At 63.4% G+C, this 13,990-nt stretch carries 17 protein-coding genes; 6 read left to right on the top strand and 11 right to left on the bottom strand.

Translation table 11 applies throughout. The features are described from left to right. Positions 1-37: 37 nt before the first annotated feature. The gene (ybgC, locus tag LB528_RS14710; RefSeq protein WP_224715332.1) at positions 38-508 is read right to left on the bottom strand and encodes a tol-pal system-associated acyl-CoA thioesterase; all 471 of its coding nucleotides are present in this window, start codon (positions 506-508) and stop codon (positions 38-40) included. A gap of 131 nt (positions 509-639) precedes the next feature. On the opposite strand from ybgC, the gene LB528_RS14705 reads away from it, so the two are divergent. Both LB528_RS14705 and LB528_RS14700 read left to right on the top strand, forming a co-directional pair. Next, complete coding sequence (locus tag LB528_RS14705; protein ID WP_224715331.1) at positions 640-1,893, top strand: glycoside hydrolase family 5 protein; 1,254 nt, start codon at positions 640-642, stop codon at positions 1,891-1,893. Between the two features lie 45 nt (positions 1,894-1,938). Then, positions 1,939-2,628: a glutathione S-transferase family protein gene (locus tag LB528_RS14700; protein WP_224715330.1), complete on the top strand. Its 690-nt coding sequence runs from the start codon at positions 1,939-1,941 to the stop codon at positions 2,626-2,628. Between the two features lie 91 nt (positions 2,629-2,719). Here LB528_RS14700 and LB528_RS14695 read toward each other — a convergent pair whose 3' ends face one another. From LB528_RS14695 to LB528_RS14660, 8 genes are all read right to left on the bottom strand, one after another. After that, positions 2,720-3,622 (bottom strand): metallophosphoesterase, encoded by a 903-nt coding sequence (locus LB528_RS14695; RefSeq protein ID WP_224715329.1) that lies wholly within the window; start codon positions 3,620-3,622, stop codon positions 2,720-2,722. Positions 3,623-3,755: 133 nt separating this feature from the next. Further along, positions 3,756-4,793 (bottom strand): Holliday junction branch migration DNA helicase RuvB, encoded by a 1,038-nt coding sequence (ruvB, locus tag LB528_RS14690; RefSeq protein ID WP_224510847.1) that lies wholly within the window; start codon positions 4,791-4,793, stop codon positions 3,756-3,758. 43 nt (positions 4,794-4,836) lie between these two features. Further along, positions 4,837-5,457 (bottom strand): Holliday junction branch migration protein RuvA, encoded by a 621-nt coding sequence (ruvA, locus tag LB528_RS14685; protein ID WP_224715328.1) that lies wholly within the window; start codon positions 5,455-5,457, stop codon positions 4,837-4,839. Between the two features lie 10 nt (positions 5,458-5,467). Next, positions 5,468-5,887 (bottom strand): type II toxin-antitoxin system VapC family toxin, encoded by a 420-nt coding sequence (locus tag LB528_RS14680; RefSeq protein WP_224715327.1) that lies wholly within the window; start codon positions 5,885-5,887, stop codon positions 5,468-5,470. Beyond that, complete coding sequence (locus LB528_RS14675; RefSeq protein WP_224715326.1) at positions 5,865-6,134, bottom strand: AbrB/MazE/SpoVT family DNA-binding domain-containing protein; 270 nt, start codon at positions 6,132-6,134, stop codon at positions 5,865-5,867. The genes LB528_RS14680 and LB528_RS14675 overlap by 23 nt, the downstream gene beginning before the upstream one ends. A 56-nt stretch (positions 6,135-6,190) precedes the next feature. Then, on the bottom strand, positions 6,191-6,703 hold the full coding sequence (gene ruvC / locus LB528_RS14670; protein ID WP_224715325.1) for a crossover junction endodeoxyribonuclease RuvC: 513 nt from the start codon (positions 6,701-6,703) through the stop codon (positions 6,191-6,193). Between the two features lie 103 nt (positions 6,704-6,806). Continuing rightward, positions 6,807-7,871, bottom strand: coding sequence for a glycosyltransferase family 2 protein (locus LB528_RS14665; RefSeq protein WP_224510857.1), 1,065 nt, complete (start codon positions 7,869-7,871; stop codon positions 6,807-6,809). 247 nt (positions 7,872-8,118) lie between these two features. Then, positions 8,119-8,649 carry a DUF1465 family protein gene (locus tag LB528_RS14660; protein WP_224715324.1) on the bottom strand — a complete coding sequence of 177 codons (531 nt, stop codon included), beginning with the start codon at positions 8,647-8,649 and terminating at the stop codon, positions 8,119-8,121. 556 nt (positions 8,650-9,205) lie between these two features. Here LB528_RS14660 and LB528_RS14655 point away from each other — a divergent pair. After that, on the top strand, positions 9,206-9,757 hold the full coding sequence (locus LB528_RS14655) for a DUF2269 family protein (RefSeq protein ID WP_224715323.1): 552 nt from the start codon (positions 9,206-9,208) through the stop codon (positions 9,755-9,757). A gap of 46 nt (positions 9,758-9,803) precedes the next feature. Here LB528_RS14655 and LB528_RS14650 read toward each other — a convergent pair whose 3' ends face one another. After that, positions 9,804-10,574, bottom strand: a complete 771-nt coding sequence (locus LB528_RS14650) for a sulfite exporter TauE/SafE family protein (protein ID WP_224715346.1) — start codon at positions 10,572-10,574, stop codon at positions 9,804-9,806. A 245-nt stretch (positions 10,575-10,819) separates the two neighbouring features. Beyond that, the gene (locus tag LB528_RS14645; RefSeq protein WP_263487257.1) at positions 10,820-11,068 is read right to left on the bottom strand and encodes a hypothetical protein; all 249 of its coding nucleotides are present in this window, start codon (positions 11,066-11,068) and stop codon (positions 10,820-10,822) included. 371 nt (positions 11,069-11,439) lie between these two features. Between LB528_RS14645 and LB528_RS14640 the strand changes: the two genes are divergently transcribed. The 3 genes from LB528_RS14640 to efp all read left to right on the top strand — a co-directional run bounded on the left by LB528_RS14640 (position 11,440) and on the right by efp (position 13,961). Continuing rightward, a complete protein-coding gene (locus tag LB528_RS14640; RefSeq protein ID WP_224715321.1) occupies positions 11,440-12,087 on the top strand; it encodes a thiamine phosphate synthase in 648 nt (215 codons plus the stop codon). Between the two features lies 1 nt (position 12,088). After that, positions 12,089-13,267, top strand: coding sequence for a tetratricopeptide repeat protein (locus tag LB528_RS14635; protein ID WP_224510868.1), 1,179 nt, complete (start codon positions 12,089-12,091; stop codon positions 13,265-13,267). A gap of 127 nt (positions 13,268-13,394) precedes the next feature. Further along, positions 13,395-13,961, top strand: coding sequence for an elongation factor P (efp, locus tag LB528_RS14630; protein ID WP_224510869.1), 567 nt, complete (start codon positions 13,395-13,397; stop codon positions 13,959-13,961). The last annotated feature ends 29 nt before the right edge of the window (positions 13,962-13,990 follow it).

Here is a 13,990-nt window from a genome sequence, read left to right as displayed (position 1 = left end):
GGAGAGACGCAACGCAGGGGGCTGCCTCACCTGAACATCAGCTTGGCCGAGGCATGAAGGCGGCGATCCATTCCTTCGGGAAACGCTTTGGCCGGCCGGTTTCGCCGACGATCGCCGCTTCGACCTTGGCCTCGACCAGCACATCGCCGCCGCGCTTCAACTGCTGGCCCATGAAGATACGGGCGCCGGAAATATCGTCGGTGCGCGTGTCGATGGTGAGGATATCGTCCATGCGCGCCGGCGAGCGGAAGTCGATCTCCATGCGCCGGACCACCCAGACGATGCGCTCGCCATGCTTGCCGTCCAGGAGTTCGGTGTGGTGGACGCCGGTCAGCCTCAGATAGTCGGAGCGTCCGCGTTCGAGGAATTCGAGATAGCGCGCATGATAGACGACGCCGGAGAAATCGGTGTCGGCATAATAGACCCTCGCCATCAGCCGGTGCCCGAAATCCGTCAGCGCTCCGGAAAGCCCGGCGCTGAGCGCCGCCGATTCACCATGATCGTCCATCGCGCTTTCCTTTTCAGGCCCGAACAGGCACCTAAAGCCCTCGGGCTTTAGGCATTGTTTCTGTGCGTGTCGTTGTCCCAAAACCGCTGCACACTTTTGGGCGACACGCACTGTTTTCGCGCGGCAAGGGGATGGCATTGTTGGGCACGATGATCAAGACCTTGATGGCGGCGCTGCTTGCGCTTGGCCCGTTGGCGTTGCCCGCCGGAGCGGCGACCTTCTCGATGAAGCGCGGCCTCAATCTCGACCAGTGGGTCACCTGGCCGGCCGAGGACAAATGGGGCGAACGCCAGGCGATCCTGCCTTATCCGGAGTGGCGCAAATTCCTCAAAGAGGACGACCTCAAGGCGCTCAAGGATGCCGGTTTCGATTTCCTGCGCATGCCGGTCGATCCCTCGCCCTTTCTTTCGGACCGGACCGCGGCCCTTCGCGACGACCTCTATGCCAGCGTGCTCGACTCGGCGCGCATGATCAACCGCGCCGGCCTCAAGGTGATCGTCGACCTGCATCTGATCCCGGCCGGCGGCAATCGCAAGATCGGCATGAGCGAAGTGATGCGCGACCCGGCCGTCTTCGACGCCTATACCGAACTGGTGCGCAAGATGGCGCGGACGTTGACCAAGGAGAATCCGAAGCTTGTCGCGTTGGAACTGATGAACGAGCCGCTGGTCGATTGCGAGGCGAACGGCACCAACCTTTGGCCCGACCGCCAGAAGCAATTGTTCGCCGCCGCGCGCGCCTCCGCGACCAGGCTCACGCTGGTCCTGACCGGCGGCTGCTATTCGAACGCGGAGTCGCTGGCCAGGATCGTTCCCAGGACGATCGCCGATGACAACATCATCTGGACCTTCCATTCCTACGACCCGTTCCTTTTGACGCATCAGGGCGCAAGCTGGGCCGGCGACTTCATCCCCTATGTCACCGGCCTGCCCTATCCGCCGACGGCCGTTCCGAAGGCGCAGTTGGACGTGACGCTGGACACGATCCGCGACCGGATCAGGGCCGAGGCGCCTTGGGCGCGACGAAGCGGCCTGCTTAGCTATCTCGACGAGCAGGTGGCGACGATGGACAGCCCCGAAAAGCTGCTTGGCGTGATGGATGCGCCGTTCGCAAACGTCGACGCTTGGGCGAAGGCCAACGGCGTCAAGCCGCAGAATATCACGCTCGGTGAATTCGGCATGATCCGCAAGGAATACGGCAACGGCTTCGTCATGCCGGCCGCATACCGCGCCGCCTATGTGCGCGACATGATCGCCCGGGCCGAGGCGCATGGCTTTTCATGGTCGGTGTGGAGCTATGGCGGGGCCTTCGGCATCGTCGAGGCGTTCGACGGCGAGAAGGCTGAGCCGGATGTGATGGACGTAATCAGCCAGCTTCCACGTTAGTCCAGCGATGCTACCAATTCTGCGCTGGCATCGGGGGATTAGCTTATGCGCTCACTGCTTTATACGACCGGATCACCTTTCGCGCGCGGCATTCGTGTCGTGCTGGACGAAATCGGCCTCGACTATGAGCGCCGGGAGGAAACGACGACGCCATCTGCCGCGTCTCGCGCCGAATGGACCCCGGCGCTTCAAGTACCGACGCTACGGGATGGCGATCTGACACTTTGGGAAAGCGGTGTCATCGCCGAGTATCTGCTTGCCGCCTATCCGCAGCGTGTCGAGAGCGATCCGGCTCTGGCTCCGTCGATGTGGCGGGCGGCATCGGAATGGCAGGACCGATTGCTCTTTGCTTCGATCCAGACGCTGGGCACCGCCGCAACGACGATCAGCCAGATGCAATGGTCCGGAGTGAGGCATCGCGACAATTCGCATTTGACGCGCTGCGCAGAGCGCATTGCCCATCTGATCGGATGGCTGGAAGGGCGGATCGACCCCGACGGCGAGGGATTTTTCGGCAAGGTCGTGTCGGTCCAGGACATTTTCCTGACCTGCCACTTACGCTTCATTGCCAACCGGCCCCTGGACCTCGATACTCAACTTGGCGAGCATCCGAAAACCCGCGCGCTTGTGAGCAGGATGGAAGATCGCGCCAGCTTCCGGAACAACCCGGTGCTGTGGTGGGAACCTGGCATCACCGGCTACGAAGCCGACGGCACGCCCATCCGCGCTATCTAAGCAATTCCAGAAAAACTGTGAACAGTTTAACAAAACAAAGAGATAGGGCGTATCGCCGTTTCGGTGAGACGGTGAAACGCAAATGGGAACCTTAGCCCAGATCGATCTGCAGGATCTCCGGCCGCACCCCGAGACGTACCGGCAGAATGCTGAAGCCCAGTCCGCCCGACACGATCAGGTTGCGGTCATTCTCCACGACATGGCCGTAGGCGAAGCGGTTGCCATAGTCCGAAGGCACGATCGGCGAATAACCAAACAGCCGCACCTGTCCGCCATGCGTGTGTCCGGACAGTGTCAGCGACACCCGCTCCGGCACCTTCGTGAAAATGTCGGGCTCGTGCGCAAGCAGGATGATCGGCTCGCTCCCCTGGATCTCGGCCAAGGTGCCCGGGAGATCGTCGAAGCCCTGGAAACTGTCGCGTCCTTTGGCCTTGTTCGGCAGCAGCGCGAGTTGATCGGCTAGCCCGGCGATCCAGAAACCATGCCCGTCCTTTTCCAGCCGCACGACGTCGTTTTCCAGCACCGGGATGCCGACATGCTCGAGCGCCTTGCGCGACTGGGTCGGGCCGGCTTCCGCTCGCTGGGCGAAGAAATCCGTCCACCAATCGTGATTGCCGAGGATCGACAGCACGCCAAGCGTCGCCTTGAGCCCCGCCAATGCCTCGGCCCACTCCTCCACCCGCACCCGGCCCGTCACCAGCTTGGTCCCGGCGGTATAGTCACCGAGCAGCACAATCAGATCCGGCTGAAGCGCGTTCGCTTCCTGGGCAAGTGCTGCGATCCGTTCCGGCGTCATCCAGGGCCGGCAGGAGTGGATATCGGCAAGCGCCACGACGCGCAGCTTGAGCCCGGCCGGCCAGTGCGGCGGCGTCAATGCGTAGCGCTTAACATGGGTGAGCAGCATCGGCTCGATGCCGACCGCATAGGCGCTGAGCGACACCATGGCGAAGGCCGAGCCGCCGATAAGGCGCAGGAAAGCGCGTCTGGTGATCATAGGTCGCCCCAAGCCCTAGGATTGCGTCAGATAGGCCTACCTTAAAGGGTGCAATTGCGCCCTCAGTCAGGCCAAGGCGCGCAGATTCTGCGTAGATGGGGCATTGCGTCGCCGAACCGCGAACAAATCTGCGTTACTCTTCCTGGAACAGGCTGATCTGCTGCTGGGCGATATCCCTGGGCGGATCGAGGCCGAGATGGCGCCAGGCATTGGCGGTCAGCACGCGGCCGCGCGGCGTGCGCTGGATGAAGCCCTGCTGGATGAGATAGGGCTCGATGATGTCCTCGATCGCGTCGCGCGGCTCGGAGAGCCCGGCCGCGATCGTCTCGATGCCGACCGGGCCGCCGCCGAAATTGCGCGCGATCATCGACAGGTAGCGGCGGTCGAGCGCGTCGAGGCCGAGCGCGTCGACCTCCAGCCTGGTCAGCGCCTCGTCGGCGATCTTCCTGTCGACATGCGCAGCACCGGCGACGCTGGCGAAGTCGCGCACGCGGCGCAACAGCCTGCCGGCGATGCGCGGCGTGCCGCGCGCGCGGCGCGCGATCTCCACCGCGCCGTCGTCGCCAAGCGGCATCGACAGGATACGGGCGCCGCGCCGCACGATCTGCTCCAGTTCCTCGACCGTGTAGAAATTGAGCCGAACCGGGATGCCGAAGCGGTCGCGCAGCGGATTGGTCAGGAGCCCAAGCCTGGTCGTCGCCGCGACCAACGTAAAATGGGCGAGGTCGATCTTGACCGAGCGCGCCGCCGGCCCCTCGCCGATGATGAGATCGAGCTGGAAATCCTCCATCGCCGGATAGAGGATTTCCTCGACCGCCGGATTGAGGCGATGGATCTCGTCGATGAAGAGGACGTCGCGTTCCTCGAGATTGGTGAGCAGCGCGGCGAGATCGCCGGCCTTGGCGATAACGGGGCCGGAGGTGGAGCGGAAATTGACGCCGAGCTCGCGCGCCATGATCTGCGCCAGCGTCGTCTTGCCGAGCCCGGGCGGGCCGACGAACAGCACATGGTCGAGCGCCTCGCCGCGGCTCTTGGCGGCGTCGACGAAGACCTTGAGATTGGCGCGCACCGCCGCCTGGCCGACGAACTCGTCGAGCGACTGCGGCCGCAGCGTCTGGTCGGCGTCCTCGCCGCGCTTGTCGGGAGCGATGAGGCGGGGCGAAAGGGTCATGCCGCCTTCCTTGCATAGGACCGGTGGCGGGACAAGCGTCGCCTCACCGCGCCAGTTCCTTCAGGCCGAAGCGGATGAGCTTGGACGCGTCCGCGCCCTCGCCGGCCGATTTCAGCGCCGCCGCGACCGCGTTTGCGGCGATGTCGCGCGAATAGCCAAGATTGACGAGCGCCGAGACCGCATCCGTGATCGGCGCTGCGGCGACGCCTTCGCCAAGCTCCTGCTTGAGGCCGATCGTTCCGGTAGCCGCACCCGCATAGGCAGGCGCCTTGGTGCGCAATTCGGTGACGATGCGCTCGGCGACCTTCTTGCCGACGCCGGGCGCGCGAGAGACCATGGCGATGTCGCGCAGCGCGATCGCGTTGGCGAGATCGGCCGGCGCGAGCGTCGACAGGATAGCCAGCGCCACCTTGGCGCCGACGCCCTGCACATTGCTCATCAAGAGGCGGAACCACTCGCGTTCCAGCCCGGTCTGGAAGCCATAGAGCCGGATCATGTCCTCGCGTACATAGGTCTCGATGAACAGCACCACCGCCTCGCCAGGCGAAGGCAGCGCGGCCAGCGTGCGCACGGAGCAATGGACGACGTAGCCGACCCCATGCACGTCGATGACGCAGCTATCTTCGTCGATCTCGTCCAGCGTGCCTTTCAGTTTGCCGATCATTGCGTGGCTTTCATGGATGCGTTTGCGGAGAGACGATTTCGAGGTCGGGGAAATAGCTGCGATAGCGAGGGGCGTCGCGCGTCAACAGGCGGTAACCAGCAACGGCGGCATGAGCGCCAATGAAAAAATCCGGCAAGGTCCGTTCTCGAATGCCGCCGGCCCGCCGATAACGGGAATGTGTCACCCCGGCCAGGAATGCGGCTTCCCAAGGCAAGAACTCGCGATCCATTTCAAGTCTCTCGACTGCTTTCCTCAGCATTGCTTCGGAAGCGATCAGAGGCGCAAGCTCCGACCAGACGATGCTGTTGATGACCAACGCGCCATCGCGTCGGCAGGAGATGATCGCGGACGAGGACCACTCCCTCAGCGGCCCTGCTGGACCCCAGACATCAATGAGCACGTTTGTGTCAATCAATGTCGAGATTTTCACGCGGTCCCCTCAACCACTCCATATATTCGTCCGTCGTCATGCCGCCCAAATCCAGCGTTCCCTCCATCCTATCGAGAACCTCCTTGAATTTGCGGGCAGCTTCCTCCTCCGAAACGTTTTGGTTGACGGCTACAAGCTGGGCGCCCTCGTCCGTGGCCACGAACTGCACCTCGGAGCCGGGGCCTATGCCCAGATGATCCCTTATTTGTTTTGGGATTGTGACTTGTCCTTTGGTGGTCACTCGCATGGTAATACCTCCAAGGTATTACTTACTTCGCAAATGAGAACAAGTCAAGAACAACGCTACCCGACCAGCGCGGCCATACGGTAGGCCGCGCTCGGGCGGTGATGCGCATGGCAGATGGCGATGGCCAGAGCATCGGCGGCGTCGTCGGTATCGAAGATCGCCTTCGGCATCAGCACCTTGACCATCATATGGATCTGCTTCTTCTCGCCGTGGCCGACGCCGATCACCGCCTTCTTGACCGCATTGGGGGCGTATTCGGCCACCACCAGACCGGCGCGAGCCGGCACCAGCATGGCGATGCCGCGCGCCTGGCCGAGCTTCAGCGTCGCCGTCGCATCCTTGTTGACGAAAGTCTGCTCGACCGCCGCCTCATGCGGCATGGCCTGGTGCAACACCTCGGCCAAGCCGTCATGCAGCTGGCAGAGTCTTGTCGCCAGCGACTCCTTCTCGTCGGACCGCACCGTGCCGGACGCGATGAAGCGCAGCGAATTGCCCACGCTGTCGATAATACCCCAGCCGGTGCGCCTCAGGCCCGGATCGATGCCGATGATGCGAATCGCTTCCCCCATGCGCCAAGTCTAGCTCTGGCGGCAAGCGATGCCAGCAAAATGTGAACAAACCAGAAACAATTGCGATCTCAGCGATGCGCCGTTTCCGTAAACAGCGAGATGCCTAATTCGTCACGCGACGGATAGTTTTCGACAGCCGCGTGAGAAATGCCGGCCTGGACGATGCGACCAGCTTCCATGTCAGGACTGCATTGCCCATGCGCCGCGGCAGGATTCCGATGCAAAGGAACCAGGCCGCCAGAGCAGCCCGCCGCCGCCAGGATGCGTCCATTTCCAGGCTGGCGGCGGCGCCCGCTCTTGCCAGTCCCAGCCGGGAGTCGGTTTCAACCGGATGCTGGGGCTCGTCGACGCAGAGCGAAGCCAGCCGCTCTTCCAGATGCACCGGATCGCGAAGGCCGGCATCCGGCGGCACGGTCAGACCGATCTCGGCCGCCCGGCCGGACAAGGCCTCGAGGCGACGGAAGTCATGCTGCACGCGCCAACGCGCTCGCTCGGCAAGCTTTTCGGCAAACACCGAATGGTTGGAACCGTGGATGCGGTAGGCGCCAAGGCAGGTGTCGATGGATTTCACCTCTCCGTGCAGCGGAGCGAGTGTCGCGAGATAGCCATCGGCGCCTTGCCGGAAATCGCTTTCAGGCATGGGCATTATCGTTTCCAGCGCCTCGCGGTCGAACGCCAACCCGCTTGTCACCGTCGTACGGTACCGCCCCTTGCGCAACAATTCCGGGACGACGTCGCCTGAATCGAACGGCTGCTCCGGAGGGGGAAAGACATCCTTGATCCGCTGGTCCTCATCGACGAGATGCAGTCGGAATTGCGCCTGGGCGACATCCGCGTCCCATTCGTCCAGGACCTCGGAGACGGCGTTTGGATAGAGATAATCGTCGGCGTCGAGGAAAAGAATGATCTCGCCGGTGCTCGCTTCGAACCCGGTATTGAACGCGGCGGCATGCCCGCCATTCCTGCGCCTGAGGCACGGACGAATTTTGTCGCCGTAGGATTCGATGACGGCGACCGACGCATCCGTCGATGCGTCGTCGACGACCACGACCTCGACATTTCGGTGGTCCTGCTCCAACGCGCTGTCGATGGCGCGTTCTAGAAACTGTTCGTAATTGTAGTTGGGGATGATGATCGATACCGGGATGCGGTCCAATGGCGAATGCACGGGATCAAGCCTCGCAATCTGCTTTGGTCACAGTGACGGTGATTTTGTTGCAGAACCGGCTCGGGCCGACCCGGCTGCGGCGAACGGCTCCAACTAGGGGCCTATCGCTTCAAGGCAAGTGTGATCTTTCCCGCGAAGGCCGGCATCACCTTCAAATACAATAACGGCCGCCGCAATATCGAAGAGCACTCGGAATCGCAGGTGTCGACCTGCGCTCGCCGTCACCGCTATCTTTGCAAACGCGGTTTCAGCCGCGCGCGAACGCCGTATTCAAAAGGCTGATCTGGTCGGAAACCGGGTTGGCCCGCCGGCTGGGGGCATGCAGGTCGCTGACGACGACGCCATAGATTTCCTCGTCCATGCGCCGCACCAGCGACTGCAGGCGCAGCGAGCGCGTCACGAGGTCCACAAAATCCTTGGGCAGTTCGTTCCAGCCAAGCGCCTCGTCATGCGCGGACGCGGTGTCGAGCCGCACCTTGGATTTCTCCGAGGCCACCTGGTCACGCGTCATCTCGCCGGAATTCGCCGCCCGCTGCAAAAGCAGCCAGGAGGCGACCTGCATAAGCCTCGTGGTCAGCCGCATCGATTCGGCCGCATAGAGCGTAGCCGCCGTGCGCGACAATTTCTTGGCTTCGAGCCTGCCCTTGCCATCGAGATATTCGGCGGCCTGCTCGACCAGCCCCATTCCTTCCTGGTAGAGCGGCTTGAAGGATTGGGAGAAAACCCGGCGCTCCGCCAGTTTGATGGTTTTCGCGCTGCCCTTCGAAGGCTCGTTCATCGATACGCCCCTGCACTGCCGCCAGCTGATTCGGCAATCTTGCCGACGTGGCTCGCACCCTAAATGACTGAGGCTTGAAAATGCGCTTCGATGCCCATGAAGGCAAGCGCATGTTTAACAAACGGTTAACGCCGGCCGTTTTCCGGCCACCCGCCGGCGGATGGCGCAGGGCCTGCCGTATGTGGATAAAAAAAGAGCCGCGGATAAGGCGGCTCTCAGGAGTTTAACAGGGAGGCGTCAAACAAAGTGGCTCCAACCACTCGGTAAGAATCCAGCAAAACTGGATGCGCATAGTAAACACCCGTAAAGCTTAATGAAGCCTTAACGCGGCGGTGATTTTTTAAGCGAACGCGCTTTCCTGTGCCGGAACAGGACAGCGGATGCGCCGCCCGGGATCGTCTGAAACCGGATTTCGAACGCCGATCGTGGCGGCCGTAACATGTTGGCTGCTGCCGCGGCATCGTGCCGAAACACGCGCCACGCAAAAGGCCGCTCCTCTGAAGCGGTGCGCAGACCCGCGCCCCTTGAAATCACGCAGCATATCCGGGAGCAAACCATGGATTGGTATTCGATCGTCAAATTCCTTCACGTCGTTTCGGCTATTTTGTGGGTCGGCGGCGGCTTCGTGCTGTTCCTGCTCGGCGTGCTGGCCGAGCGAGCCGGCAACATCGACGACAAGCTGCAGGCAATGCGCGCCAGCGGACAGCTCGGCAGCAAATTCTTCGCGCCGATGTCGATGCTGACGCTGGTCTTCGGCCTCATCATGTGCAGCTTCTGGGTCGGCTTTACAGAATTATGGATCGTCATCGGCCTCGTCGGCTACGCCACGACCTTCTCGATCGGCATGCTGGTCTTCAAGCCGACCGGCGAGCGCATAGGCGCGATGGTCGCCAAGGACGGCGTGACGCCGGCCGTCCTTGCCATCGGCCAGCGCATGATGAACTGGGCGCGGCTCGATTATGCGGTGATGCTGGTGATCATCGCCGACATGGTGCTGAAGCCCAGTTTGCATGACATCGGCATTCTTGCTGGGATGGCGATGGTGATTGTGCTGGGCGTCGCGCTCGCCTTCGGCGGCGGCCGCCAGATGGTGCCGAGCGCCGCGTGAGCGTCACGATTGTTTGGAGCGAGGCGGTCGGATGGCCGCTTCGCTTCTACATCAAGCCGATGACGCCGTCCCACAGCAGCTTGACGGCGACCACCGCGACGGTGGCGTAGGTGAACGGATAGAAGATTTCCGGCCGCATGCGGCGCACCAGCCAGGCGCCGGCGATGGTCGAAAGCGGCGCCAGCGGCATCAGCACCGCCGACGCAGTCAAATTGGCGGTGTCGAACTGGCCGAGCGCGAAATAGGGGATGAGCTTCAGCGCATTGGTGGCGGCAAAGAAGATCGCCGCCGTTCCCGACAGCACTTTCGGGTCGAGCCGGATCGGCAGCGCATAGACTTGGAAGGGCGGGCCGCCGACATGGGCGACGAAGCTGGTGAAGCCGGCGACCGTGCCCCAGAAAGCAGCGGCGATGCGGTTCGGCTCAGCCGCATGGTCGGCGCCGTGGCGGAACTGCAGGTAGATCCATCGCAACACGAACACCAGCGCGACGGCGCCGACGATCAGCCGCACCATCTCCTCGGTGACCAAAGCCGCGGTCAGCCAGCCGAGCCCGATGCCGATGACGGCGCCCGGCATCATGTCGACCAGCATCTTGCGGTCGTAAACGCCCCACCAGCTCCACACCGAGACGACGTCCATCAGGCACAGGATCGGCAGCAGGATGGCGGCCGCCTGAACCGGCGGCATGGTCAGCGCCATCAACGGCACGCCGACGAAACCGACGGCGCCGCCGAAGCCGCCTTTCGACAGGCCGACAAGGATCACCGCCGGAATGGCGGCGGCGTAGAACCACGGATCGCTGAGCAGGCCTGACATCGGCAAGGGAAGGTTGGAGAAGGCGGGGAACCCAGCCATAGCGCAGAACGGCGCTGCCGGGATAGTCAATTGATGCCGGCATCCGCTATGCCTGCCCGACACTGCAGCCGGCCGCGCTGCAAAGGATCGTCGGTCGGTTCACTGCCTTCGAGGTGCGGACATGAGCGCTGTCGGCATTCGCCGGGCCTGCGAAGCGGACGCACTAGCCTTTTGTATAATCAGGCCCAAAACGTGTCGGCAGGCCGTCAGCGAGTTTCACCCAAGGGAGCTTCTCCTCGAAAGCGACATGCAGCGTAGGCGCAAATTTTTCCGGCTCCGCCATCGCTGCGGTAAAAAAAATGCATGACATTGGACATCTTCTTTGAGCGGAAGGAAAGCGGCGAACCGCAGTGATCGCAGAACGTTCTTTCTACGCCGGGAGAAGAGTTGAATGCCTTCGGTGGCCTGCCCAGCCATCGCCATTGGCCGTCCAGGACGCCAATGTAGGTGGTCATCGGCGCAGAACATTGCCGCCGACAACTTTCACAATGACAGACCACGCAGGCCTGTGCCGGTCCATCGACTTCAAAAGCAATAGCGCCACATAGGCAATGACCACGCATGCGAAACCTCCTGAGGCAGCAAGGACAGCTTAGAGCCTGGGGCGTGCGGGAGACGCCAGGAACGCGCCGAACTGGCGCCTGATCCCGACATTCGGCGCTAACAATTGTGAATGCGTGCGCGGCCATCCAGGACCAGGCGCGACGATGCTCGATCGGACCGGTCCCCGTCCGCCGCATAGCCGACTGTTCAAGCCGGACGGTTTGCTCTATGCCGCAATGCAACCATGTTCGCCCGGCATAGGCGAAACCGGGATCGAAGGCCAATGAACGAAGCAACTCCGCCCAACCGCTGCCGCATCGTGCTGATCGCGCCGCCACTCATGCCGGCCGAGCAGATCTGCGCGGCATTCGAGGGTGGCGACGTCGCTTCGCTGATCCTGCCCGATAACGGCATGGACGACGCCTCCTTCCAGGCCTTCGCCGAAAAGATCGTGCCGATTGCTCAAGGAGCCGGCATCGCCGTCATCATCGCCGGCGACAGCCGCATCGCCGGGCGCGTCCAGGCGGACGGCATCCATGTCGAGGTAAAGCCCCGCGAGCTGGCCGAAACGATCGAGCGCCTTGCCGGCAAGATGATGGTCGGCGCCGGCGGCGCCAAGACGCGCGACGAGGCGCTGGAACTCGGCGAGGAGCGGCCTGATTACATGTTCTTCGGCCGCTTCGGCTATGACAACAAGCCGGAGCCGCATCACCGCAACCTCGCCCTCGGCGAATGGTGGGCGGAGATGATTTCGATCCCTTGCATCGTCATGGGCGGCTCCGAGCTTGCCTCCGTCGAGACGGTGGCCGCGACCGGCGCCGAGTTCGTGGCGCTGTCCAGCGCCGTCTTTGCCGATGGACGCGACCCGCGCGCCGCGGTCGCCGCCGCCAACGCGTTGCTCGATGAAACCGCGCGGCGTTTCGAGAACTGACATGCGCCTGCACGGCCCTTGCCTGGTGGTCCTGGCCGGCTTGCTTGCGCAGGCGGCGATGGCGGCCGAGACCGTCCCGCTGCCGCAGCCGCGGCCGGAGACGAGCGCGCCGGACAAGAGCGCGCCCGACGCAGCCAAACCGGATGCAGTCAAGCCGGATGCAAGCACGCCGGATACGGGCACGCCGGACACGGGCAAACTGGACAGAGCCAAGCCGGACGCCGGCGCGCCGGATCCGAGCAAGTTCGGCACCGCTCCGCATATCGACAAGCCGATCCAGAACACCTTGCCGCAGCCGGCCACCATGACGCCGCCATCGGCCGATGCCATCAATCCCGACCGCTTCGGCGCCAAGCAGCCGGACGCCGCCTATGGCGCCTTCCAGCGCGGGCTCTACAAGACCGCCTACAACCTTGCCATGGAGCGCGCCAAGAACGGCGATCCGGCGGCCGAGACGCTCGTGGCCGAAATCCTGTCGCGCGGACTGGGTATGCCGCTCAATCCGGCCGAGGCCGCGAAATGGTATGCGTTGGCGGCCGAACAGGGCGTGCCGGAGGCGCAGTTCCAATATGCGCTGATGCTGCTCGACGGCCGCTACGTGAAGAAGGACGAAAAGGGCGCCTTCGCGCTGATGCAGGCCTCGGCCGAGGCTGGCAACCGGCTCGCGCAGTTCAACTTCGCCCAGTTGCTCGTCCAGCAGGATCCAGGCGATGGCGGCCTTGCCAAGGCCGCTGTCTATTACGAGCGCGCGGCCGCCACCGGCCTTGCCGATGCCCAATATGCGATGGCGCAACTCTATGCCAACGGCGCCGGCGGCAAGCCGCATGACGATGCCCAGGCGCGTCTTCTCCTGGCGCAGGCCGCGAGGCAGAACTACGACACCGCCCAGATCGACCTTGCCACCTGGATGATCGAGGGACGCGGCGGCGGGCGCGACCTGAAGTCGGGCTTTGCCTGGATGAAGCGGGCGGCGCAAGGCGGCAATGTCGCCGCCCAGAACCGCCTCGCCAAGCTCTATATGGGCGGCATCGGCACCGATCCGGACCTGATCCTTGCCGGCGCCTGGTACATCGTCGCCCGCCGGGCCGGGCTGATCGACCCGCAGATGGACGATTTCCTGCAGGGCCTCGACGATGATCAGACCAAGCAGGCGCTGCAGAAGGCAAATCGCCTGCCTTGACGCCTGACGCCACGCACGGCATGTCCGGTCGCCTTGGGGTCCCTCCCTTGCCACTATGGGCGATTTGTGGTCTTGGAGGCGCCAAAGCGCGACCTGCGCCAGAAAATCTCATCCGGATCAGTTCATCATGGCCAAGATCAGTGGCAGCGAAATCCGTCCCGGCTATGTCATCGAGCACGATGGCGGGCTGTGGGTGGCGGTCAAGACCAACACCGTCAAGCCCGGCAAGGGCGGCGCCTACAACCAAGTCGAGCTGAAGAACCTGATCAACGGCACCAAGCTCAACGAGCGCTTCCGCTCGGCCGAGACCGTCGAGCAGATCCGGCTCGACCTGAAGGATTTTTCGTTCCTCTACGAGCAGGGCGATGCGCTGGTCTTCATGGACACCGAAAGCTACGAGCAGCTCGAGCTGGCGAAGGACTTTGTCGGCGAGCGCGCCGCTTTCCTGCAGGACGGCATGATGGTGACGGTGCAGCTTTACGAGGACCGGCCGATCGGCATCTCGCTGCCCGACCAGGTGACGCTGACCATCACGGAAGCCGACCCGGTGGTGCGGGGCCAGACGGCGGCCTCATCCTACAAGCCGGCGGTGCTGGAAAACGGCATCCGCGTGCTGGTGCCGCCCTTCATCTCGGCCGGCGAGCGCATCGTCGTCGATACCAACGAAATCACCTATATGCGCCGCGCCGATTGAGCGCCGGCCGGTAGGAAGACAAGCCAGGA

The sequence above is a fragment of the Mesorhizobium sp. CA4 genome (assembly GCF_020165075.1).
Lineage (GTDB): Bacteria > Pseudomonadota > Alphaproteobacteria > Rhizobiales > Rhizobiaceae > Mesorhizobium.
Note: the sequence above shows the minus strand (reverse complement) of the source record. Positions and strands in the feature narration are given on the sequence as shown.